The following is a 25,263-nucleotide window of genomic DNA, read 5'->3' as shown; positions in this document are numbered from 1 at the left end:
ATCTGTGGTGTCAGGCACCTTTTTCTAAAAAAATAGGCGATATTATGATTGACTTTGACGTTGCGTAAAGGTGTATTGTTAGTTTTACAAGGAGGTGAAAGCGGATGGAATATACTGTACAGAAGCTTGGGAGTCTAGCAGGAGTTAGCACCAGAACACTACGGTATTATGATGAAATAGGGATTCTTAAGCCGGCAAGAATAAATTCATCAGGATATCGAATCTATGGGCAAGCAGAAGTGGATCGCCTGCAGCAAATCTTATTCTACAGGGAATTAGGAATTAGCTTAGAAAGCATCAAAGAAATCGTAACGGCTCCTTCCTTTGATGGGGCAGCTGCACTGAAAGAGCATCGAAAAAAACTCCTTGAGAAAAAGGAACAATTAGAATTGTTAATCGCAAATGTGGATAAGACAATTGCAGTAACGGAAGGGAGAATGAAAATGTCAAATAAAGAGAAGTTTGAGGGCTTTAAGAAGAAAATGGTGGATGAAAATGAAGAAAGATATGGAAAAGAGATTCGTGAAAAGTATGGGGATGATACTGTAAATAAATCCAATGCAAAACTTCAAAATATGACACAAGAGCAATATGAGGTGGGTACTAAGTTAGCTGAACTGATAACAGAAACACTAGCTGAGGCTTATAAAACAGGAGACCCTGCCGGAGATTTAGCTCAAAAAGCTGCTGATCTTCATAAACAATGGTTATGCTGCTATTGGAATGAATATAATAAGGAAGCTCATGCAGGTCTTGCACAAATGTACGTGGATGATGAAAGATTTACCGCCTATTATGATAAAGAACAGCCCGGTACGGCAGCGTTTCTAAGAGATGCCATTCATATTTATACCGGTAAGAAAAAATAATTTTTATAAAAGAAACAGGAGCTATATAAACTATGGGCACAAAAGTTGAGTATAAGAAAACGTATAAGCACATTTACCTGCCAAAAACTATCCCTGTAATTATTGATGTACCAAAGATATTATTAAGATTCCCTGTAAGACAGCAATAGTCTTGCAGGGTTTTTTATTAATTTTTAGGATCTTTTAGTATTTTAGTATTTAAATTTAGAGTTTTGGAAAAAAAGCCAAATTTACTTTATTGCATCAACGCGGCTCTGTAGAACTGGAATATTTTGAACTTTTTTCACGTAATTGACAAATATGGAACGTACCACTAAAGTTATATATGTCATAATTATTTTAAAATTTACTATATTGTTATATTTCTGATAAATGAGAATACATAAAACATACGAATGAACAGGAAGGTGTAAATGTGGAAAAGGATCCTATTCTTCGAATTAAAGACTTAAAGGTGTCATTTCAATCAGGGAAGAAATTCGTTCCAGCTGTAGATGGTATCAGCTTTGATTTAAGAGATGGCGAAATACTAGGGATTGTAGGTGAATCTGGTAGTGGTAAAAGTGTTACTTCACTAACAGCCATGGGGTTGATTCCTACACCACCCGGGAAAATCGAGAATGGCGAAATTATTTTCGAAGGAAAAGACTTGAAAAATATATCTGAAAAAGAGTGGCGCAACATCCGCGGGAATCAGATTTCAATGATTTTCCAAGAACCCATGACATCATTAAATCCGCTTTTTACGATTGGCAATCAATTAATTGAAGCGATTCGCTTACATACAGACCTTTCAAAAAAAGAAGCAATGGCACGAAGTATTGAATTATTAAAGCTTGTTGGAATCCCACGGGCAGAAGGAATAATTAAAGACCATCCTCACCAGCTTTCGGGAGGAATGAGACAGCGGGTTATGATTGCCATGGCAATGGCCTGCAATCCAAGGGTATTGATTGCGGACGAGCCAACAACCGCACTCGATGTGACAATTCAAGCACAGATCCTAGCATTGATGAAGGATTTAAATAGGAAGACAAATACAACGATCATTCTTATTACTCATGATTTAGGGGTTGTGGCTGAAATTTGTGAACGCGTCATTGTCATGTATGCTGGGCAAATCGTGGAGCAGGGTGATGTTCGAACGATTCTCAAAAATCCACAGCATCCTTATACGAAGGGCTTGTTAAAATCTGTACCCGATTTAAGAGGGAAAACAGAACGGCTGTATAGTATTCCGGGTGCAGTCCCAACTCCAGGGACGATTCATAAGGGATGTCGATTCGCGGCAAGATGCACAGAGACATTCACCAAATGCCAAGAAGAAACACCGGATTTATTTAAAACGGAAAAAGACGGACATGTTGTGCGCTGTTTCCTACATACATTGGAGAAGGAGAGTGACAACCATGTCAGAATTACTTCTTGAAGTTAATGGTTTAAAAAAGTACTTTCCGATTACAGGCGGCCTGTTTGGAAGGAAACAAGGAGAGGTCAAAGCGGTTGACGATGTATCTTTTTACGTTAAAAAAGGAGAGACATTGGGCATTGTTGGTGAAAGCGGCTGCGGTAAATCCACCACTGGCCGGCTCCTTATGCGCTTGATTGAAGCTAGCGACGGAAAGATTGTCTTTGAAGATAAAGAGATTACTAGTATGTCAAAAGCGGAATTAAGAAAAACGCGCCGGGATATCCAAATGGTTTTCCAGGATCCTTATGCATCGCTTAATCCAAGGCATTCTATCGAACAGATTTTAGAAGAGCCTTTGATTGTTCATGGAATTGGGACAAAGGAGGAACGTAATAAGCAAGTGAGAGACATGCTTGAAGTCGTAGGCTTAAGCAGCTATCATGCCAAAAGATATCCCCACCAATTCAGTGGTGGTCAGCGTCAGCGGATTGGAATTGCAAAAGCGTTAATGACGAAACCGAAACTGATTATTGCAGATGAGCCTGTGTCAGCACTCGATGTGTCCATTCAAGCCCAGGTTCTCAATCTGATGAAGGATATTCAAAAAGAATTCCAGCTTACATACATTTTTATCGCTCATGATTTAGGAGTCGTACGCCATATTAGTGATCGCGTAGGCGTGATGTATTTAGGAAGATTAATAGAGTTAGCTGAAAGTGAGGAGCTTTACGAGAATCCAAAGCATCCATATACAGAAGCACTACTTTCAGCTGTACCAATACCAGATCCAGATATTAAGAGAGAAACCATTTTAATTGAAGGAGAACTTCCCAGTCCAGCAAATCCTCCTTCAGGCTGTGCCTTTCATACACGCTGCTCACAGGTGATGGATATTTGTAAAAATACTAGACCAGCGGAACAAAACCTGAACGGTCATTTTGTCGCATGTCACTTATATAACAAGTGATTTGCTGCATTTATGATAAAGAAAACAAAAATATAGGGGGTTAAAAAAGCTTATGAAGAAGAAATCTTTTAAACTGCTATTGATTTCTCTACTAGCCATCAGTATGTTTTTAGTTGGCTGCAGCAGCAAAACGAATGAAGAAGCAGGCGGCAAGAAAGATCCTGCCACAAGCGGCGGAGCGAAAAAGGATACTCTAGTATATGGCCGTGGTGGAGATTCTACATCACTAGATCCAATTACAACAACTGAAGGCGAAGCATTTAAAGTAACAGAAAACATTTTTGAAACATTAATCCAATATGGTGATCAAGATACCACAATTAATCCAGGTCTTGCTGAATCGTGGGAAGTGACACCTGATGGCTTAACTTACACCTTCAAGCTTCGTCAAGGCGTTAAGTTCCATGATGGTACTGATTTTAATGCAGATGCGGTTGTTTTTAACTTTGATCGCTGGATGAATGGAGATGCCGATAAATATCCTTATTACACTATGTTTGGTGGTTATAAAAAGGATGAGGGCCATGTAATTAAAGAAGTAAAAGCCCTAGATGCCAATACGGTTCAATTTGTACTAAAACGTCCACAGGCTCCATTCTTAAAGAATCTAGCAATGTCTCCGTTTGGAATTGCAAGCCCTGCAGCTGTTGAAAAATACGGTGACAAGTTTAGACAAAATCCAGTTGGTACGGGTCCATTTAAATTTGTTGAGTGGAAAGAAAACGATACTATTACACTTGAAAAGAACCCTGACTATTGGCAAAAAGGCTTGCCTAAGTTAAACAAAGTTATTTTCCGTGTGATTCCTGAAAATACTGCACGTCTGAACGCTCTTGCCAATGGTGAGATTGACGTAATGGATGGACTAAATAATTCAGATGAAGCTACGGTTAAAGGAAATGCCAATCTCCAAGTAATTGAACGTCCTTCTATGAACGTTGGTTATATCGGTTTAACAACTACTCGTAAACCATTTGATAACAAATTGGTTCGTCAAGCGATTAACTATGCTGTCGATAAAAAATCAATTATTGATGCTTTTTATGGCGGGAAGGCTCTAGAGGCTGTCAATCCAATGCCTCCTTCCATCGAAGGCTACAATAAATCAGTTGAACCATATCCATATGATCTAGAGAAAGCTAAAGCATTGTTGAAAGAAGCTGGATACGAAAAAGGATTTGAAATCGACTTATGGGCAATGCCTGTTGCTCGTCCTTATATGCCAGAAGCACAAAAAGTAGCCGAAGTTATTCAAGAGAGCCTTAGCAAAATCAACGTCAAAGCCAAAATCCAATCTGTGGACTGGGCTACTTACCTAGATAAAGCAGCAAAAGGTGAATTTGATATGTTCATGCTCGGCTGGACAGGTGATAATGGAGACCCTGATAACTTCTTATACACATTGCTTGATAAAGATAGTATTGGAAGTAACAACTATTCCCAATACAGCAATGACAAGTTACATGAAGTCTTAATTAAAGCACAAACAGAAATAGATCAAGCAAAGCGTAATGCACTTTACGAAGAAGCACAAGTGATTATCCATGATGATGCTCCATGGGTACCACTTGTTCACTCTACACCGCTGTTAGCAGCAGGGAAAGATGTGGCCAATTACTTACCACACCCAACTGGATCTGAAGCGTTAACTAAAGTTGAATTTAAATAATCATGGCTGAAAGGGGAGGAATTTTAGCCTCCCCTTTTGTTAGCTATGCATATTCATAATTAATGAAGAAAAAGGTTGAGTGGCAGCGTCTAGCCAGGCGCTTATGCTATACAGTGAGGTGAAATAAATTGTTAACATATACAGTTCGCCGGGTGTTTTCATTAATACCTGTATTAATAGGGATGACGCTTGTTGTATTTGCTATTATCCATGCTATTCCAGGAAATCCCGCTCAGGTAATTCTTGGTCAAAGAGCAACGGCAGAATCAATTGCCACGTTAACGAAGGAATTAGGGCTAGACAGGCCTTGGTACATACAATACGTAGATTATATTAATGCCCTTCTTCATGGGGATTTAGGTGAGTCACTACGGACAAGGGGGCCAATCAACGAAGAAATATGGCCTTACTTAGCAGCAACAGCAGAGCTAACTGTTGTAGCTATGTTGATTGCCATCGTTGTTGGGGTCAATGCAGGGATCGTCAGTGCCTGGTTCTCAAAATCATGGTTTGATTATGTTGCGATGGTGCTTGCACTGATAGGAGTTTCACTGCCGATTTTTTGGCTTGGTTTAATGGAACAATGGGTATTTTCCATTGAATTAGGATGGCTGCCAACGACGGGAAGAGAGAATGTAAGAGACCCTGTTTCAGCGATTACTAATTTCTATTTAATAGATACTTTAATACAAGGAAGAACCGATCAATTTATCACGGTCCTAAAGCATTTGGTCTTGCCAAGCATTGCACTTGCCACCATTCCAATGGCGATTATCGCAAGAATGACACGGGCGACCATGCTTGAGGTGATGAAGTCGGATTATGTCCGTACAGCGAGAGCAAAAGGACTGAGCATGTTTTGGGTCGTATATAAGCACTCCTTAAAAAATGCTGTCATCCCTGTTCTTACGATTATTGGGCTGCAAACGGGCCTTTTACTTGGAGGAGCAATTCTAACGGAAACCATCTTTGGTTGGCCAGGAATTGGAAGATATCTATATGATGCTATCGGCTACCGTGATTATCCGGTTATTCAGTCAGGGATATTAATTATTGCGGCAATTTTTGTTCTTATTAATTTAATCGTGGATTTATTGTATGTATTTGTTGACCCACGAATTAAATATACGAAATAGAGGAGGGGAATGAAGAGTGGCGGAACTTGCAAAAAAACCGGCAAATATAACGACGGTAATTGTTGAAGAAAAGCTGACACCTCCCTGGAAGGAAGCATGGATCTCATTTTATAAAAACCGGCTGGCATTAGCTGGTTTAGGGATTGTTGTCTTTTTTATCATTATTGCAATAATTGCCCCGATTATTGCTCCATATAGCTATAAAGCTCAAGTCTTAACAGATCGAATGCTCCCTCCTTCTAGTGATCACTGGTTTGGGACCGACGACTTTGGACGTGATATTTTTTCTCGGATTGTTTATGGCGCTAGGATATCTTTGTGGGTGGGCTTTTTCTCCGTCTTAGGGTCTGTTGTGGCAGGGACATTCCTTGGAATTGTTGCTGGTTACTACGGCCGCTGGGTAGATGCAATTATCTCCCGCATTTTTGATATTATGTTAGCCTTTCCAAGTATTCTTTTGGCGATTGCGGTTGTTTCAATTTTGGGACCATCCTTACAAAATGCACTAATCGCAATTGCGGTTATTAATATCCCAAACTTTGGACGACTCGTTCGCTCTAAAGTATTAAGTGTTAAACAGGAAGAATATATTATGGCGGCCCGTGCAGTAGGAATGAAGGATACACGAATTCTACTACGTCATATTTTACCAAATAGTATATCACCAGTAATCGTTCAAGCCACTTTAGCGATTGCCACCGCTATTATAGAGGCAGCAGCCCTTGGTTTCCTTGGAATGGGGGCACAGGCTCCGACACCTGAATGGGGAAAAATGCTTGCTGATTCCAAAAACTATATCACGCAGGCACCTTGGACATTATTCTTCCCAGGGGTAGCCATTATGCTGACAGTCCTTGGCTTTAACCTAATGGGTGATGGACTAAGGGATATCCTAGACCCGAAAATGAAACAATAGATATAGAGACTCCTGTGCGGGTCTCTTTCTTTTGGTGTCAGGCACCGATAAATTAATCCTAAAAAATTGTCTAAAATCTCAAAATAGCATTATAATTATGCTTAATAATTTGTTTTAAGCAACGGGAGGTCTGGAGTAATTTGGAGATGAGTGACAAGAGTATTGTGTTTATTGGGTTTATGGGTGTTGGGAAAACTACGATTGGCAAGAAGGTTGCTACAAAACTCAATCGTGAATTTATTGATATTGATGAACAAATCGAAAAAGAGTATAACATGCCTGTGTCCCAGATATTTACTGAATTTGGTGAGACTGAATTTAGAGATAGAGAAAAAAGCTTAATTGTGAGTCTAGCGGAACAAAAGCAAAAAGTTATTTCTGTTGGTGGAGGGGCCTTTCTCCAAACAGAGATAAGAGAAACTTGCTTAGCTTCTTGTATTGTGATTTTTCTCGAACTATCATTGGAAGCCTGGAAAGATAGAATTCAGCTGATTATAGACAGCCGCCCTGTTTTACAAGGAAAGTCAATGAAAGAAATGGAAGAGCTTTATTATAAAAGACAAGATATTTATAAGAACCATCATTTAAGGATTTCCACCAATTACAAAACTTCGGATGAAATTGCAGACTTAATTGTAAATGAATTAATTTCTTATGTGGACTAAACTATTAGAAGTTTCAAAAGATCAATAAGGAGCGGGGAAAATGCCTAAAACTGTTACTGTAAGAGACCTCACAATTGGGGAGGGAATCCCAAAAATCTGTGTGCCCTTGGTGGCAGAGACCGCTGCACAATTAAAGGAAGAAGCAAATTTTCTTAAAGATATCGACTTAGATCTAGTCGAGTGGCGTGTCGACTTTTTTGAGTATGTAGAAGATATCGAGAAAGTGAAAGAGGCACTGATTGATATTCGCTCAATCCTTCCTAATACACCAATCCTCTTTACTTTTCGAAGTCATAAAGAAGGCGGCAATAAGGAAATTTCGACTTCTTTCTACTTTGAATTAAACAAGATTATTGTAGAAACTGGCCTGGTTGATATCATAGATGTTGAATTATTCAATGATGAAAAGTCAGTAAAAGACTTAATTGGTATGGCTCATGCCGAAAATGTCCTGGTGATTATTTCCAACCACGATTTTCATAAAACGCCATCAAAAGAAGAAATTATCTCTCGGTTAAGGAAAGCGCAAGAATTAGGTGGTGATTTACCGAAAATTGCTGTGATGCCCAATTGTACAGCTGATGTGCTCACCCTCCTAGATGCAACCAATACAATGAAGGAGCAATATGCGAATCGTCCGTTTATAACGATGTCTATGGCAGGTAAGGGAGTCATTAGTCGATTGGCCGGCGAAGTATTTGGGTCAGCTCTAACTTTTGGAGCAGCGAAAAAAGCATCTGCCCCTGGACAAGTGGGAGTTAAGGAATTAAGAAGCGTATTAAATCTTCTGCATGAAAGCCTATAAATCTAACCAAAACACTCTGGTGAGTGTTTCAAAACACTCTGGTGAGTGTTTTTTTAGATTTGAGAGGAAAAATTACTTTACAATCGAATTCATTCAGGTTAGTATGACTCTAAGTATATAAAGCCAATAGGAAAAGTGGGGATTGAAAGGTCATGACAGAAAATACTCGTTCCATACCTCGTCCACTTGTAAGAACAAACCAGTGGGTTATTGTCATAAGTGTTGTGTTAACTTGGTTGTCAGGTAGTAAGTGGTTATTATTGATACCATTAATTTCGGGTTTACTTGGATTGCTAGTTGGATTTAATCCGGTAATGTATGTTGCTAAATTATTCTTAAGAAAAGACTCGAAGTCCTATATCCCAGAAGATTGGGAGCAGCAGCAATTTAATCAGAAGTTGGCCGTATCGTGTCTTGGAATAGGCTTTATCAGTTTTTTCCTTGGTTGGACTGCCCTAGGTTACGTGTTCACTATTCTTGTTACTGTCGCGGCGTTTGTAGCCATTTTAGGTTTTTGTGTTGGATGTTTCATCCACTTCCAATGGAACCAATATAAACATCGACGGAAAATGTCTCAATAAAAATAAATGCTAATTTTTAATGCAGTTTTAGTAGTACAGTGAACTTAACCGTTCACTGTCTTTTTAATATACATAAGAATGCATAAAAAATGTATAATATTACTCCTATTAATGAAAGCGTTTACAAAAATAAAGAGGGTAATTTTCAATTAAAACAGAAAATTAAGCTATTTTTTCATTGAATATTTATATGTAAATATGTATAATAATTCATTATAAAAGCAACTTAGGAGTTGGATAAATTGAAGGCTGCAATTATTGGTGGTACTGGTTATGGAGCAATTGAATTAGTGAGGTTAATCAATAAACATCCTTTTTTGGAGATTGGTTCAATTGTTTCCAACTCACAATCAGGGTCTAGCTTTAGTGAAATTTATCCTCACCTATCTGAAGTTACTGATCAACCACTTGAAAAATTTGATGTTGATAGATTGTCTGAAAAGAACGAAATTGTATTTTTGGCTACACCTTCGGGAGTCAGTAGCAGGTATGTTCCACAGCTTTTAGAGACTGGAATTAAATGTATTGATTTATCTGGAGATTTCCGGCTCAGGTCGGGTGATATATATGAATCATGGTATAAGCATTCACCAGCAGAGGATAAATATTTGCAACAAGCAACCTACGGATTAAGTGAAATTTATGCAGAAAAAATAAAGACTGCTAACTTAATAGCTAATCCTGGCTGTTATCCAACTGCCACAACTCTAGGCCTTATACCAGCATTACAAACAAATTTAATAGATGAAAAATCGATCATCGTTGATGCAAAATCGGGAGTATCCGGAGCAGGAAGAGGACTTTCTTTAACAACTCATTACTCCGAAATCAATGAAAACTTAAAAGCGTATAAACTAGGTGCACATCAACATATTCCTGAAATAGAGCAAGTACTTTCAGATGAAAGTGGAAATCCACTAACGATTTCATTCACTACACATCTTGTACCAATGACCAGGGGAATTATGTGCACGATGTATGTAAATCTTAAAGAAAAAATTTCAACGAAAAAAGTTATAGATTTATATAAACGTTTTTATCAAGAGTCTCATTTTATAAGAGTGCGGCCTGAAGGGAATATCCCTTCGACAAAAGAAGTATCCGGTTCAAATTATTGCGATATTGGTCTTCATGTTGACGAAAGAACGAATCGACTTACAATCATATCAGTTATCGATAATTTGGTTAAAGGGGCCGCCGGGCAGGCCATCCAGAATGTGAACTTGATGAACGGCTGGGATGAGCGAACGGGGCTCACTGACATTCCGATGTATCCATAAGAAAATACTACCTTGTTAAATTGGAGAACGAAGGGAATTTGAAGGGGGAAATTAAATTGACACAAGCAACATCTACAAACGAAATCGTTGTTATAGAAGAAGGTAGTGTAACCTTACCAAAGGGATACAAAGCGGGCGGAATGCACTGTGGAATTAAAAGAAAACGACTTGATTTAGGATATATCGTTTCAGAGGTTCCTGCTACGGCTGCAGGAGTATATACAACCAACATCTTTCAAGCTGCTCCATTATTAGTCACCCAAGAAAGTATCGCAAAGGAAAACCAGGTTCAAGCCATTATCGTGAACTCTGGAAATGCCAATGCATGTACAGGGGAACAAGGATTAATGGATGCATTCGCGATGCAAAAAAGTTTTGCAAACGAGTTGGGATTACAAGACCATCTGGTAGCTGTTACTTCAACAGGTGTTATCGGTGAACTGTTACCGATGGATAAAGTGTTAACAGGAATAAAACAACTCTTAAATCCAGAGAATCAAGATGAAAATCACTTTAAAAATGCAATCTTAACAACAGACACATGTGTCAAACATATCGGAGTTCAATTTAAAATTGATGGAAAAACTGTTTCCATTGGGGGAGCATCTAAAGGGTCTGGAATGATCCATCCAAACATGGCCACCATGCTTGGATTTGTTACAACAGATGCAAACATTGCGCAAGAAGATCTGCTTGCAGCACTTCGAGATGTAACAAATCAAACATTCAATATGATTACCGTTGATGGTGATACAAGTACAAATGATATGGTTCTCGTTATGGCGAATGGATTAGCAGAGAATACTCAACTAACAAAAGATCACCCAGAATGGCAAATTTTCAAACAAGGATTAAAAATTGTTTGTGAGTCACTTGCTAAAAAAATTGCAAGAGATGGTGAAGGTGCTACAAAACTAGTAGAAGTTCAAGTGAATGGCGCATACAGTCAAAACGCAGCAAGTGCAGTCGGCAAAGCAATTATATCCTCAAACCTTGTTAAAACTGCAATTTATGGAACAGATCCAAACTGGGGGAGAATAGTTACTGCTATTGGCTACAGTGGTGTAGCGGTTGAACCTAACACGGTAAAAGTGGCGATTGGACCTTTCACAGTATTTGAAAATGGTTTGCCAAGCCACTTTGTTGAAGAAGAAGTAAAAGAATACTTAGAATCCGAAATTGTTAAATTGAGTGTTGAATTAAACCAAGGTGAATATAGCGCTACAGCTTATGGATGCGACTTAACTTATGATTATGTGAAGATCAACGCATCCTACCGCACATAAGAGGGGGACGAAAGAATGAAATATATAGTCATTAAGTGCGGCGGAAGTGTGTTAGATAATCTCCCAAGGTCCTTTTATGAAGATATTGTCGCACTTCATAAAGGAGGCGAATGGACGCCCATCATCGTCCATGGCGGGGGCCCACTAATTACATCTTTATTAAAAAATCTAAACGTTGACACCACTTTTGTGAATGGTCTAAGAGTAACCAATCACGAAGTATTAGATATTGTTGAAATGGTATTGAGCGGCTCTGTCAACAAACAAGTTGTCCGAAACCTTATCGAAGTTGGGGGCAAGGCGATTGGCATAAGTGGTGTAGATGGTTCCCTATTACAAGCTGAACCAACTGAAAATGCAGATACATTAGGATTCGTTGGTGAAGTAATTGGTGTCAACCATAAAGTAATCGAAGGAATCATTGCCCAAGGTAATGTTCCAGTCATTTCTCCGGTCGGCATCGATGCTGGCGGGCAGCGATATAACATTAATGGCGATATTGCTGCTTCAGCGATTGCCAAAGCATTGGGTGCAAATCTTTGCTTCATTAGTGATATACCTGGAATCTTGGTTGAAAAAAATGGTGCAAAGACAAAACTTGATAAAGTTTCAAAGGCAACCATCGAGGAACTGATCGATAATAAAACCATTTATGGTGGAATGATACCTAAAGTAAAAGCCGCCATTGATGGCCTTGTCCACCAAATTCCTGAAGTTAGTATTATCAATGGATCGGAAAAAAGCAGTTTAATAGATTATACGAACGGTAAAATGACCGGCACAAAAATTGTCTTAGAAGAGGGGATCGCGTAATGTCTATCAATAATTCCACCTCCCTGACCTCGCCAGTGATGGCAACATACAGCCGCTTCCCTGTCACACTAGTTAAAGGGAAAGGGAGCTATGTATGGGATGAACAGGGAGCACAATATCTAGATTTCACTTCCGGTATAGCAACCTGTAACCTAGGGCATGTCCCAGATGTTGTAAAAGCTGCACTTGAGGAGCAATTGCAAAACTTGTGGCATTGTTCAAACCTCTATAATATTCCAAATCAGGAGAAGCTGGCAGCGCTTCTTACGGGTAAAAGCTGCGGTGACCAGGTTTTCTTTTGTAATAGTGGAGCCGAAGCTAATGAGGCAGCGATTAAATTAGCTAGAAGATATGCCCACAAAGTGAAGGGAAAAGAAGCACCTGAAATTGTCACCTTTCAGCAATCCTTTCATGGAAGAACCCTAGCAACCTTATCGGCTACAGGACAAGAAAAAATTCAGCAGGGATTTTTTCCATTAGTATCAGGGTTTAGTTATCTGCCATTTAATGATGAAGAAGCGTTGGAGCTGCTCTATACGATTGAGCCTGCAGCTGTTCTCCTAGAACTTGTTCAAGGTGAAGGTGGAGTCATCCCGGCAAACCAAGAATGGGTCAAAAAATTAGCGAAGATTTGTAAGGAAAGAGAAATACTCCTGATGGTTGACGAAATTCAAACAGGGATTGGCAGAACTGGTACCCTCTTTGCTTATGAACAATACGGAATTGAACCCGACATCATTAGTATTGCCAAAGGGCTTGGCTCAGGTTTTCCGATTGGAGCGATTATCGCTAATGAGGAAGCAGCCAAAGGTTTCGACCCAGGCAGTCATGGCAGTACTTTCGGAGGGAACCCATTAGCCACAGCTGCTGGAGTCGCAACGGTCACACATATAAATGACACGAACCTATTAAATCAAGCAAACGATATGGCAACATACTTAGATAAACAACTGCATGTCTTGAAGGAACAGTATTCATTGATAAAAGACATCCGCGGACTTGGTCTGTTAAAAGGAATTGTTGTTGAATCGAATGCTCTAGAAATCGTTCAAAAAGCACTCGAAAACAACCTTCTGATTCTTACAGCCGGTCCAAATGTGGTAAGGATTTTACCACCGTTAACTGTTACATCGGAAGAAATAAATGAATTTATTAAAGCATTGGAAAAAACTTTCCAAAGTATTGAGAAAGGCGTGTGAGTAGTTTGCAGAATGGATACCTTACTTTGGAAACGGGCGAAGTCTTTGAAGGAATATTAATTGGTGCCGAAAAAGACTCTCTCGGAGAAGTGGTTTTTAATACTAGCATGACTGGGTATCAAGAGATTATCACCGATCCATCATACGCTGGACAAATCATTACATTCTGTTATCCGATCATCGGAAATTATGGAATAAATGCAATGGACAATGAAAGTGTCACACCAGCATTGTCTGGGGTTATCATTGGTGATTTATGTGAAACACCAAGCCATTATCAATCCATCAATAAATTTTCTGAAAATCTTAAAGAAGCAGGAGTTCCTGGGATTGCGGGAGTTGATACTCGACTTTTAGTAAAAACCATTCGCAGCCGCGGGACGGTAAAAGGGTATTTAAGCAAAACAAAGAATAATGAAAATCTAGAATCAAATACTAACTCATTTTGGGTTGAGAAAGTATCGACCAAAAAAATTCAATATTTCAAAAACAGCGGTCCGCATGTAGTGCTAATGGATTTTGGATACAAAAAGTCAATTCTTAACGCCCTGCTGGATGAGAACTGTGCGGTTACCATTGTTCCATACAATACACCTTATGAAAAAATCAAAGCCTTAAATCCAGATGGTGTCCTATTGAGTAACGGCCCTGGGGACCCGATGGAATTGAAAAAGTGGTTTCCGGAAATAAAAAAGGTAAGCCAAAATTATCCTACACTAGGAATTTGTCTAGGGCATCAATTAATAGCCCTTGCATATGGGGCTAAAACAACTAAATTAGCCTATGGACATCGCGGCGGCAATCATCCAGTAAAGGAATTAATGACTGGAAAAGTGAAAATCACTGCTCAAAACCATGGATATGTTGTAGTTGATGAAAGTATTGACAGCAAAGTATTTGATATCAGCTACAGAAACGTTAATGATCGTTCGATTGAAGGTTTGAAGCATAAGAATTTTCCAATTCAAACTGTACAATTTCACCCAGAAGCCCATCCGGGGCCAAGTGATACAGAGTATATCTTAAAAGATTTCGTAAGTCAGATAGCATCAATGGGAGAGACAGTATATGCCATTAAATAAATCCTTAAAAAAAGTATTAGTGATTGGATCAGGCCCCATTGTCATTGGGCAGGCCGCAGAATTTGATTATGCAGGCACACAAGCATGTATTGCTTTGAAAGAAGAAGGAATAGAAGTTGTTTTAATTAATAATAACCCGGCAACCATCATGACGGATGAAGCAGTTGCCGATAAGGTATATATTGAACCGCTTAATGTGGAGACCATTGAAAAAATCATCAAGAAAGAAAAACCAGACGGAATTATTGGCACCTTAGGCGGCCAGACTGGCTTGAATCTAACCGTTGAACTTTACGAACAAAACATTTTAAGTAAATACAATGTGGAATTATTAGGAACATCTGTCGAGTCCATCAAAAATGGCGAGGATAGAGAGAAATTCCGTAGTTTGATGCTTGAAATTGGAGAGCCCATTCCTGAATCAGCTATTATTCACAGCTTCGAGGAAGGGGTATCCTTCGTTAAAGAAATTGGATATCCAGTTATTATTCGTCCCGCATATACACTTGGAGGAGATGGCGGCGGCTTTGCTTACAATGAAGAAGAATTTGAAACTGTTCTAAAAAAAGGCTTAGCAGCTAGTCCTATTCATCAAGTATTAGTAGAAAGAAGTATTAAAGGCTGGAAAGAAGTTGAATATGAGGTTATGAGAGATGCCAATGATACGTGCATCATTGTTTGCAATATGGAAAATATGGACCCAGTTGGTGTTCATACAGGTGACTCGATTGTCGTCGCTCCATCGCAAACATTAACAGATGTCCAGTATCAAATGCTTCGTGATTCTTCAATAAAAGTAATTAAAGAATTAAAGATTATCGGCGGCTGTAACATCCAGTTTGCACTGCATCCAGCATCGAATCAGTATTACATTATCGAAGTAAATCCACGGGTGAGCCGTTCATCAGCACTTGCATCTAAAGCAACTGGTTATCCAATTGCCCGGATGGCAGCGAAATGTGCGATTGGGTATCATTTGGATGAGATTGTGAACCCAATAACAGGTAATACGTTTGCCTCATTTGAGCCAGCGATTGATTATATTGTGGTGAAACTACCTCGCTTCCCTTTTGACAAATTTCCTGAAGCAGATCGAACTTTAGGAACGCAAATGAAGGCGACTGGGGAAGTAATGGCGATTGATCGGACCTTTGAAGGAGCCTTAAACAAGGCAATTCGCTCGATGGAAATGAATGTTTATGGGCTTTGTCTTGAGGGAAATAAAACAATGGATGAAAAGAACTTAATTGGACTTCTTGAACAAGCAAATGACCAGAGACTTTTCATCATTGCAGAATCCTTTAGAAGAGGAATTTCTTTTGAAAAAGTTCAACAAATCACCGAGATTGATTCATGGTTTTTACACAAAATTAGCTCAATCGTTACGTTAGAAGCGGAATTGGCGTCCTATACCTGGAGTGATGTGCCTGTTTCCTTGCTTAAACAGGCAAAACGAAATAATATCGCCGATAAGCTAATATCTCAAATATATGCCATTCCAGAGAAACAAGTAAGAAGCAAATGGAAAGAACTGAACTTGAAACCAGGCTATAAGATGGTGGATACTTGTTCAGCAGAATTTGATGCCGTCACTCCTTACTATTATTCTACCTGGCATGGATTTGACGAGGTTGAGGTAACAAGCAAGAAAAAGATTCTTGTTATTGGTTCAGGTCCGATTCGAATCGGGCAAGGAATTGAATTTGATTACTGCTCGGTACATGCAGCAAAAGCAATTAAGAAAAAAGGATACGAGGCAGTGGTTATTAATAATAACCCTGAGACAGTTAGTACCGATTATTCTGTTGCGGACCGCCTTTATTTTGAACCACTCGCCGCTGAGGATGTGCTTCATGTCATCGATAAAGAAAAGGTCGATGGTGTATTGATCCAGTTTGGCGGGCAAACAGCAATTAACATAGCCCATGCATTAAAAGAAGAGGGAGTAAATATCTTAGGCACGACCGTGGAAAATGTCGATCGTTTAGAAGATCGAAAAGAATTCTATCAGCTGTTGGAGGATTTAAATATTCCACATATTGAAGGGCAGACCGTAACACACCCCGAAGAACTGAAAAAAGCAGCGGCTGCGTTAGGATATCCAGTTTTAGTAAGACCGTCCTATGTCATTGGCGGCCAATCGATGTTTACGATATTTTCAGAAGCGGAATTGAACCAATATATAGCGCAGCTTGAGAAAAATTCGCAAGCCTCCATGTGGCCTTTATTAGTAGATAAATATATACCTGGACTAGAATGCGAGATCGATGCCATCTGTGATGGGAAAAATATCGTCGTACCAGGAATTTTTGAACATATAGAAAAAGCTGGTGTTCATTCTGGCGACAGTATCTCAGTGTTCCCGCCAGTGTCACTTTCAGAAAAAGTGAAAGAAACATTAATTGATTACGCTGGGAAAATAGCTAACTCAGCACCGGTAATTGGAATCATGAACATTCAATTTGTCATCTATCAAGAACAGGTGTATGTACTTGAAGTCAATCCTCGTTCATCCAGAACGGTCCCAATCATGAGCAAAGTGACAGGAATACCAATGATTGAATGGGCAACACGTGTTCAATTAGGAGAGACCCTTACCGATTTATGTTCAACAAAGGGACTAATGGACGAACCTGATTATTTTTCGGTTAAATCACCGGTGTTTTCATCTAGTAAACTTAAAGGTGTAGACCATGTGCTCGGGCCTGAGATGAAATCTACAGGTGAGGCACTTGGTATGGGAGTAACCTATCAAGAGGCTCTTGAAAAATCTATTCCATCCCTAGGTGGTCAATCTGAGGAAAATTATCTTTTTTGTTCTATTGCCGATCGGGATAAGCAATCGTCACTTCCAATCATGCAACAACTTGTAAAAAAACAATACAAGATTGCTGCAACAGAAGGAACAGCTGCCTATTTTCAAGACAATGGAATTCCTGTTGAAAAAGTAATTAAGGGCGATGATGAGGTCCTCGATCTTTTCCGAAACCAGTCCATGAAGGCTGTTATTAACATACCGAATCAAGGTCGAAATAAAATTAAATTTGGATTCCAGATTCGCGAGCATGCTGTTCGCTACAAGGTACCTGTATTTACACACTTAGATACAATTGAGGCGATTATTGATCTTGAAAAAGGTCCACGATCCGATTTTGGGGTACGATCTGTGAATGAATATTACAAGTTAGAAGAGAGAGGTGCCATTCATGGGTGAGGCGATTAATTTATTTGAAACTAGTAAAAAAACTATTCAGAAGCTGAAAGGAAAAGACTTCCTACAGCTTTCTGAGTTCAGTACAGATCAAATCCTTTATCTATTAAATGAAGCAGTAGAGATGAAGAAACTCCAAAAACAAGGCAAACCACATCCGTATTTAGCCGGTAAGGTTTTAGGAATGATTTTTGAAAAATCCTCAACCCGTACAAGAGTATCATTTGAAGTAGGAATGTTGCAGCTCGGAGGACATGCGATATTCCTTAGTTCAAAGGATATCCAATTAGGAAGAGGAGAAAGCATATCAGATACGGCTAAAGTGTTATCCCGTTATGTGGATGGATTAATGATTCGAACATTTTCACATGATTCAGTAGAGGAATTAGCTGAACATGCAACAGTACCGGTTATAAATGGCTTAACCGATCTTCAACACCCAACTCAAGTGTTGGCAGATCTGTTAACAATACTAGAACATAAAGGGAAATTAGCTGGCTTAAAGCTATGTTATATCGGGGACGGTAATAACAATATGGCCCACTCGTTAATGGAGGGTGCCATGAAAGTCGGCATGGATATTAGCATTGCTAGTCCACCAGGCTATTTGCCTAATGGTAAAATAACCGAGGACGCCATCAAAGTGGGGAAACAAACTGGATGTTCACTAATCATTACAAATGATCCCCAAGAAGCGATTAAAGGCGCAGATGTGGTAGTCACAGATGTGTGGACCAGCATGGGTCAGGAAGAAGAAACAGAAAAGAGATTGAAGGCATTCCAAGGTTTCCAAGTAAATAATGAACTGTGCAAGTTTGCAAAAGATGATTTTATCTTTTTACATTGTTTGCCTGCACACCGTGGTGAAGAAGTAACCGCAGAGGTTATTGACGGTCCACATTCAGTTGTTTTTGATGAAGCAGAAAACCGCCTGCATGCTCAAAAAGCAATTTTAAAACTTTTACTAGAATAATAGTTTCTTTTTCTATGGAACTTGTTGTATAATAATTCTATCAGTTGGATAAAAATACAGACTTAGTAAGAGGAGAATTATAAAATGACAAAAGAAAAAATCGTTCTAGCCTATTCCGGCGGTTTAGATACATCCGTATCAGTAAAATGGATTCAAGAAAAATATGGTTACGATGTGATTGCATTGGGTCTGGATGTTGGCGAAGGTAAAGACCTAGAAGCAATTAAAAATAAAGCACTAAATGTTGGTGCAGTAAAAGCCTATATGATCGATGCGAAAGAATTATTAGCGAAGGAATATATTTTACCAGCCTTAAAAGCTAATTGCTTATATGAAGGAAAGTATCCATTATCATCTGCTCTTTCTCGTCCATTAATCTCTAAATTATTAGTGGAGATAGCAGAAAAAGAGGGAGCAACTGCTGTAGCCCATGGCTGCACAGGGAAAGGAAATGACCAGGTTCGTTTTGAAGTTTCTATTCAAGCTTTAAACCCAAGCCTAAAGGTCGTTGCACCAGTTCGTGAATGGGGAATGACTCGTGACGAAGAAATCAAATATGCAGAGGAAAACGGTATTCCAATTCCCGTTGATTTAGATAATCCATTCTCAATTGATGCCAATATTTGGGGCCGTGCATGTGAGGCAGGCGTGTTGGAAGATCCATGGGCTGAGGCACCAGAAGCAGCCTTCGATTGGACGAATCCAGTTGAATTAACTCCTGATACAGCAGAATATGTTGAAATCGAATTTGAACAGGGGGTACCGGTTGCTCTTAACGGTGAAAAACTTCCGCTTGTACAATTAATTGAAACGCTAAATGCGCTTGGCGGCAAACATGGTGTTGGCCGTATTGACCATATTGAAAATAGATTAGTAGGGATCAAATCTCGTGAAGTCTATGAAAACCCTGCTGCACTCATTTTAATCAATGCTCATAAAGAATTGGAGTTTTTAACATTAACTCGTGAGGTATCTCAATTTAAGGCCCAAGTGGAACAGCAAATGGCTAAAATCATTTATGAAGGACTTTGGTATTCTCCTATTAAGCCAGCCCTTGATGCATTTATTAATGAAACGCAAAAGACAGTAACAGGTACCATTCGCGTCAAGCTTCATAAAGGGAATCATACAGTTGTTGGCAGAAAGTCTCCATTCAGCTTATACAATGAGGAACTTGCAACATATTCTAAAGGCGATGCGTTTGATCATAATGCAGCCGTAGGATTCATTAAGATTTGGGGCTTACCGACGAAAGTCTATTCAGAAGTGAATAAAAAGGAATCTATTTTAAAATAATTCGGATTGCCCTCGAGTCCTTTTCGAGGGCTCTGTTATTAGGGTAGGGAGGAACACTACATGTCGAAGTTATGGGGCGGCCGTTTTACAAAAGAAACCAATAAGCTAGTAGAGGAATTTACAGCCTCAATATCTTTTGATCAAAAGCTAGCTAAGGAGGATATCGCAGGAAGTCTCGCTCATGTGCAAATGCTGGGAGAGTGCGGTATCATTCCCGTAGAGGATGCCGAGAAAATTAAGGATGGTCTTCTCTCGATAAAAAACCTGGTAGATAATCATGAGGTTGAGTTTTTAGTAGAAGACGAAGATATCCATATGAATATTGAAAAACTATTAATTGAAAAAATTGGTCCGGTCGGTGGGAAACTTCATACAGGGCGCAGCCGTAATGATCAGGTGGCTACCGACATGCATCTGTACTTAAGAACAAAAACGACGGAACTTATTAAGTTAGTTGAAGATGTTCAACAGGCATTAATTAAGCAAGCGAAAGAGAATGTCCAAACCTTAATACCTGGATATACACACCTGCAGAGAGCTCAGCCTGTCTCCTTCGCTCATCATTTAATGGCGTATTTTTGGATGTTTGAACGTGATAAAGAGCGATTGATTGATAGTTTGAAGCGCATCAATTGGCTCCCGCTTGGTTCAGGGGCATTGGCAGGAACAACCTTTCCGATAAACCGTGAACGTGTCGCTGAGTTATTGGGGTTTGAAACGGTTTATCCAAACAGTATGGATGCTGTTAGTGATCGTGATTTTATTCTTGAATTTTTATCCATCGGTTCGATTATCATGACTCATATTTCCAGATTATCAGAAGAACTTGTCATTTGGTCAAGTCAGGAGTTTCAGTTTGTTGAACTGGACGATTCGTTCTGCACAGGATCAAGTATTATGCCGCAAAAGAAAAATCCAGATGTACCAGAGCTTCTGCGCGGTAAAACAGGCCGTACCTATGGCAATTTAATCGGCTTGCTGACCGTTCTTAAAGGCTTACCTCTAGCTTATAACAAGGATTTACAAGAGGATAAGGAAGGTATGTTTGATACCGTTGAAACGCTGGAAGGTTCATTAATGTTATTAGCCCCGATGATTGAAACCATGACCGTTAATAAAGATATCATGCGTAAGGCGATCAACAATGATTTTTCTAATGCTACAGATATTGCTGATTATTTGGTAAGAAAAGGTCTGCCTTTCCGTGATGCTCATGAAGTAATTGGAAAAATCGTTTTATATGCGATTCAGAATAATAAATTTTTGCTCGATTTGAGCTTTGAAGAATATCAAGGCTTCAGTTCTTTATTTGAGGAAGATATTTATGTGGTATTGGCTCCAGAGCATGTGGTTAGTGTAAGAAATAGCTTTGGTGGAACATCACCAGAGCAAGTCGAGAAACAAATCAAGCTTGCAGAGGGAAAACTGCAGCAATAAATATGACTTTTACAAGCCTGCCATACGGTAGGTTTGTTTTCTAAAATCATTTAAAAGAAATTTCAAATAATATTGACAACAGCAATGGATTCAACTAGAATTCTCTTTATAACTTGGAAATTTAATCAAACAATTACATAAAACTCTTATCCAGAGCGGCGGAGGGACTAGGCCCGATGAAGCCCGGCAACCATCAAGGTAAATCTTGAAAAGGTGCTAATTCCTGCAGGTTATTTACCTGACAGATAAGAGGAGGAAACTAACCCTCTTCTTATGAAGAGGGTTTTTTCTATTTAGCCATGTCTATTATCAATGAAGGGTGGATCAATATGTCTGTGATAAAAGTAGCGATTCTAGGTTTCGGAACAGTCGGGGAAGGTGTTTATAGAACGATACAATCCCATGCAGAAGAACTTGAGGGAGTATTAGGAAAAAGGGTCGAAGTCGCAGCCGTACTAATTAGAAATAAGCATAAAAAGAGAAATATTAATGAAGATGTACTAGTCACTGCAGATTTCAATGAAATTTTAAGTCTACCTCAACTTGATGTTATTTTCGAAGCAATCGTCAATAAAGAACCCACTTTTACATTTATAAAACAAGCGATTCAAAGAGGATGCCACATAATTACAGCTAATAAAGAAATGTTTGCACACCACGGGAATGACCTGCTCGAATTAGCAAAACATCATAATGTCTCAGTAGGTTACGAGGCGACAGTTGCGGGTGGTATACCTGTTATTCAAACCTTAAGGCAGCTATTAAATGTAAACCGTGTTCATCACGTCCAAGGTATACTAAATGGAACATCGAATTTCATCTTAACAGAAATGCGTGAGAAGAAGCAGTCCTTTGCTGACGCCCTAAGTTTAGCACAAGCAAAGGGGTTTGCTGAAGCAGACCCAACCAATGATGTCGAGGGCTTTGATGCTTTTTATAAAACAATGATTCTAAGCAGAATTGCATTTGGTGAGGAACCGAATTGGGAGGATGTAGAACGAGAAGGGATTACTTCAATTACAAGTGAATTAATCGAGGCAGCTGAAAGACTTGGACTTAGGTTTAAACATATTGCAAGTATAAGTAAGAAAGATGATCAAATTAAAGCCGCTGTTAGACCAGTCCTTGTTGGAAAGTCTCATCCTTTTTATTCTATTGAAGGGGTAGAAAATGCTGTTAATGTTTACACAGATCTTGTTGGTAGTATTACATTACAAGGACCAGGTGCCGGCATGTTTCCAACAGCAAGTGCAGCAATTGAAGATTTAGTTTATGTCTGTCAAAATAAGCGGACAAATAAGTATTTCACAAAGACGCCAGCAATTCATTTAGGAGATAAAAAAGAGCATGCAGACGAATTATGGATAATTCAAGGTCTCACAAAGGATACTAAAAACCCATTGATCACATGGATTACTCAAACTAGTGAGGAGACAGCAATTATCCGGACAAATACGGAGTTAATTAAACAGTTAATGAGTGAACAAAACATAAAGTGTTGCTTTCAAATTTTAGGGGAGTATGAAATGGAAAGCAATGATAAAGAAGTGACATTAGCCGCCATATAGTTTGATTAAAATCATAAGCAATTATTCCGTAAAAAGAGCGCATAAGCTCTTTTTTTTGTGAATTTCTATGCTCCTAATTGGAGGGAATCGACAAAAACCAAAAAAATATATACAAAGCAACCTATAAATGGGGATAAGTCTAGTCAAAATCAAATGGTATACATATTGTGTAAAAGCAAAACCCAAATGGACTAGTTACTTATAAAAGTAAATTGAAGAGGTGCGTCATGTTATGGAATAGCCTAAATGGTCGTTTATTAACGAATCTGAAAAATACATTTACCTATGAATTTTGGGTATTACCCGAAAATGTTCATCATATCGATAAGCAATCTCGGGAAAAGTCAGTGGATGGTACAGGAACGAATTATGTGATTGGGCCAGGACAAGGGATGACCGATAATGATGCAGGAGTTAGTGTTTCAATTGGACTAAATGGAATAACGATTTATGAACATACGAATGAGAATATATATGCGGTGTTAGTCCATGAAGCAAGTATTAATGATCTAATTCACATTGCGGTTGTCTATGATGAAAGAGAGCCGCAGCTATTTATTAATGGGAAGTTTGTAAAAAAAGGTGTTAGAAGCATTAAAGACTTTGTCTACCCATCTGGGATGATTGGCGGTCTGCCAGGTCTGTTCTTTAATGGTGATATTAACGAAATCAGACTGTGGGATCATTGCAGGACAGAACAAAATCTTAATAATTTTATGAATAAAAAGCTTACAGGAAACGAAAAAGGGCTATATGGTGTTTGGCCAATTCCAACTGTAAATAAACAAGAACCACAGAAAGTAAATCCAAAAACCAAAAAGTCCTCAAATAACAAGGACACAAGCACCAAAGAGAAACTTAATAAAGAAACGCCAGTAAATGATAGCCAAGATATTGAAGTAAGTATCATTATTCCTTCCCTAAATAAATATCCACTAAATCTCCTGACTCTTTTCTCACTAGAATATCAAACGTTCAATCCTTCAAAAATGGAAGTTATCCTTATAGATGATGCTTCAACTGACCAAACGGAAGAAAAGCTAAAAGGCTATATGCCTCCCTATCATTTCAAATATATACGAAATGAAAAGAACCTAGGAAGAGCAAGCGTACGAAATTTGGGCATTCGTACAGCAAGAGGGAGCACTCTTATTTTTCTTGATGCAGAAATGATAACAGAACCTGATTTTGTTGAAAAACATCAAAAGTTCCATCAATCAAAAAATAAGCATATTTTATCAGGGGTAATGCACTCAAAAATCATCTATTCATGCATCTTTCCTGAATTTACTCCAGAGAAAATTTGCACGATTGCCACTTTAACAAAAAAAGATAATTTGCTTAATTCTAGGTTTAATAAATATAAAGATTCAATTAAACAACCGTACCCGTTGTTGGAAAAAAGTGATATTGCAAGAAAAGCCTTCAAGGATATTGGGGTTGTAACATACCCATGGTTCCAAACGATAACCGACAATTTTGCTGCTGACTTAGAAGGGTTTTCCTTTCCGTGGATGGCATTTCTTACAGGGAATGTTTCCATTCAAAAAGAGTTTATTACTCAGGCAGGATTGTTCGATGAAGACTTTGTTCTGTACGGTTACGAAGATTGGGAACTAGGATATCGTTTATATAAAATGGGGGCCACATATATTACAGGAAATGATTTGATTACCTATCATCAAGAACACCCTGTAGGCAAAAGCAAATGGAAAGAAGCAATTAACAACCTTGGACTGTTTATTTCGAAGCATCATGACATCGATGTACTTGTACTCGGATTAGAGATTTCAGGTCTTGTTGATTTATTAACAATGAGTAAGCTATTAAAAGAATATAAATTACTCATTCAATCTTATCCAGGGAAATTTCAAAAATTCCAAGAAAAATTCATGCACATACTTGAAACAATTGTCCTTTTACTTCAAATCGACATCCGTCACATAAATATCTTAGGAGCTGCAGGCTTTGGCTCTGAGGACATAAATGAGCTGAAAAAAGAAATTAATTCGATTAAAAAACTTAAAAAGTTTACTAATTTAACCACCGTTTTAGATAAGATCATGAACTCATAAAATAATTCTCAGCGTTAAAGGAGT

General features: G+C 38.8%; 20 protein-coding genes and 1 riboswitch. All 20 genes read left to right on the top strand.

Features of this window, described 5'->3' with window-relative positions; translation table 11 throughout:
• Positions 1 to 104 precede the first annotated feature (104 nt).
• The 20 genes from COJ96_RS23665 (at position 105) to COJ96_RS23570 (ending at position 25,239) form a co-directional block, all read left to right on the top strand.
• On the top strand, positions 105 to 869 hold the full coding sequence (locus COJ96_RS23665) for a MerR family transcriptional regulator (RefSeq protein WP_098576264.1): 765 nt from the start codon (positions 105 to 107) through the stop codon (positions 867 to 869).
• A 415-nt stretch (positions 870 to 1,284) separates the two neighbouring features.
• Entirely contained in the window at positions 1,285 to 2,298 is a 1,014-nt protein-coding gene (locus tag COJ96_RS23660; RefSeq protein WP_098576263.1) for an ABC transporter ATP-binding protein, read from the top strand.
• The gene (locus COJ96_RS23655; RefSeq protein WP_098576262.1) at positions 2,279 to 3,247 is read left to right on the top strand and encodes an ABC transporter ATP-binding protein; all 969 of its coding nucleotides are present in this window, start codon (positions 2,279 to 2,281) and stop codon (positions 3,245 to 3,247) included. The genes COJ96_RS23660 and COJ96_RS23655 overlap by 20 nt, the downstream gene beginning before the upstream one ends.
• Positions 3,248 to 3,299: 52 nt before the next feature.
• Complete coding sequence (locus COJ96_RS23650; RefSeq protein WP_098576261.1) at positions 3,300 to 4,916, top strand: ABC transporter substrate-binding protein; 1,617 nt, start codon at positions 3,300 to 3,302, stop codon at positions 4,914 to 4,916.
• A gap of 128 nt (positions 4,917 to 5,044) precedes the next feature.
• The gene (locus COJ96_RS23645) at positions 5,045 to 6,052 is read left to right on the top strand and encodes an ABC transporter permease (RefSeq protein ID WP_098576260.1); all 1,008 of its coding nucleotides are present in this window, start codon (positions 5,045 to 5,047) and stop codon (positions 6,050 to 6,052) included.
• Between the two features lie 16 nt (positions 6,053 to 6,068).
• A complete protein-coding gene (gene nikC / locus COJ96_RS23640) occupies positions 6,069 to 6,968 on the top strand; it encodes a nickel transporter permease (RefSeq protein WP_098576259.1) in 900 nt (299 codons plus the stop codon).
• A 146-nt stretch (positions 6,969 to 7,114) separates the two neighbouring features.
• Complete coding sequence (locus COJ96_RS23635) at positions 7,115 to 7,633, top strand: shikimate kinase (protein ID WP_098576298.1); 519 nt, start codon at positions 7,115 to 7,117, stop codon at positions 7,631 to 7,633.
• Positions 7,634 to 7,673: 40 nt separating this feature from the next.
• On the top strand, positions 7,674 to 8,438 hold the full coding sequence (gene aroD / locus COJ96_RS23630) for a type I 3-dehydroquinate dehydratase (RefSeq protein ID WP_098576258.1): 765 nt from the start codon (positions 7,674 to 7,676) through the stop codon (positions 8,436 to 8,438).
• A gap of 152 nt (positions 8,439 to 8,590) precedes the next feature.
• Positions 8,591 to 9,019: a DUF4395 domain-containing protein gene (locus tag COJ96_RS23625; protein WP_098576257.1), complete on the top strand. Its 429-nt coding sequence runs from the start codon at positions 8,591 to 8,593 to the stop codon at positions 9,017 to 9,019.
• A 242-nt stretch (positions 9,020 to 9,261) separates the two neighbouring features.
• A complete protein-coding gene (gene argC / locus COJ96_RS23620) occupies positions 9,262 to 10,299 on the top strand; it encodes an N-acetyl-gamma-glutamyl-phosphate reductase (protein WP_098576256.1) in 1,038 nt (345 codons plus the stop codon).
• A 56-nt stretch (positions 10,300 to 10,355) separates the two neighbouring features.
• Positions 10,356 to 11,585, top strand: coding sequence for a bifunctional ornithine acetyltransferase/N-acetylglutamate synthase (gene argJ, locus COJ96_RS23615; RefSeq protein ID WP_098576255.1), 1,230 nt, complete (start codon positions 10,356 to 10,358; stop codon positions 11,583 to 11,585).
• A gap of 15 nt (positions 11,586 to 11,600) precedes the next feature.
• Positions 11,601 to 12,398: an acetylglutamate kinase gene (gene argB / locus COJ96_RS23610; protein WP_098576254.1), complete on the top strand. Its 798-nt coding sequence runs from the start codon at positions 11,601 to 11,603 to the stop codon at positions 12,396 to 12,398.
• The gene (locus COJ96_RS23605) at positions 12,398 to 13,597 is read left to right on the top strand and encodes an acetylornithine transaminase (protein WP_098576253.1); all 1,200 of its coding nucleotides are present in this window, start codon (positions 12,398 to 12,400) and stop codon (positions 13,595 to 13,597) included. The genes argB and COJ96_RS23605 overlap by 1 nt, the downstream gene beginning before the upstream one ends.
• 5 nt (positions 13,598 to 13,602) lie before the next feature.
• Complete coding sequence (locus tag COJ96_RS23600) at positions 13,603 to 14,679, top strand: carbamoyl phosphate synthase small subunit (RefSeq protein ID WP_098576252.1); 1,077 nt, start codon at positions 13,603 to 13,605, stop codon at positions 14,677 to 14,679.
• Positions 14,666 to 17,893: a carbamoyl-phosphate synthase (glutamine-hydrolyzing) large subunit gene (gene carB / locus COJ96_RS23595; RefSeq protein WP_098576251.1), complete on the top strand. Its 3,228-nt coding sequence runs from the start codon at positions 14,666 to 14,668 to the stop codon at positions 17,891 to 17,893. Before COJ96_RS23600 ends, carB begins: the two co-directional genes overlap by 14 nt.
• Positions 17,886 to 18,863 carry an ornithine carbamoyltransferase gene (gene argF / locus COJ96_RS23590; RefSeq protein ID WP_098576250.1) on the top strand — a complete coding sequence of 326 codons (978 nt, stop codon included), beginning with the start codon at positions 17,886 to 17,888 and terminating at the stop codon, positions 18,861 to 18,863. The genes carB and argF overlap by 8 nt, the downstream gene beginning before the upstream one ends.
• Before the next feature lie 84 nt (positions 18,864 to 18,947).
• The gene (locus COJ96_RS23585) at positions 18,948 to 20,159 is read left to right on the top strand and encodes an argininosuccinate synthase (RefSeq protein ID WP_098576249.1); all 1,212 of its coding nucleotides are present in this window, start codon (positions 18,948 to 18,950) and stop codon (positions 20,157 to 20,159) included.
• Positions 20,160 to 20,219: 60 nt separating this feature from the next.
• Entirely contained in the window at positions 20,220 to 21,596 is a 1,377-nt protein-coding gene (gene argH / locus COJ96_RS23580; RefSeq protein WP_098576248.1) for an argininosuccinate lyase, read from the top strand.
• Positions 21,597 to 21,739: 143 nt separating this feature from the next.
• Positions 21,740 to 21,848, top strand: a riboswitch (SAM riboswitch).
• Positions 21,849 to 21,925: 77 nt separating this feature from the next.
• On the top strand, positions 21,926 to 23,164 hold the full coding sequence (locus COJ96_RS23575) for a homoserine dehydrogenase (RefSeq protein ID WP_098576247.1): 1,239 nt from the start codon (positions 21,926 to 21,928) through the stop codon (positions 23,162 to 23,164).
• A gap of 227 nt (positions 23,165 to 23,391) precedes the next feature.
• A complete protein-coding gene (locus COJ96_RS23570) occupies positions 23,392 to 25,239 on the top strand; it encodes a glycosyltransferase (RefSeq protein WP_098576246.1) in 1,848 nt (615 codons plus the stop codon).
• The last annotated feature ends 24 nt before the right edge of the window (positions 25,240 to 25,263 follow it).

The sequence above is a fragment of the Bacillus sp. AFS073361 genome, from assembly GCF_002567005.1.
Lineage (GTDB): Bacteria > Bacillota > Bacilli > Bacillales > Cytobacillaceae > Neobacillus.
The sequence above is the reverse complement of the archived record's forward strand: the minus strand, read 5'-3'. Positions and strand labels throughout refer to the sequence as shown.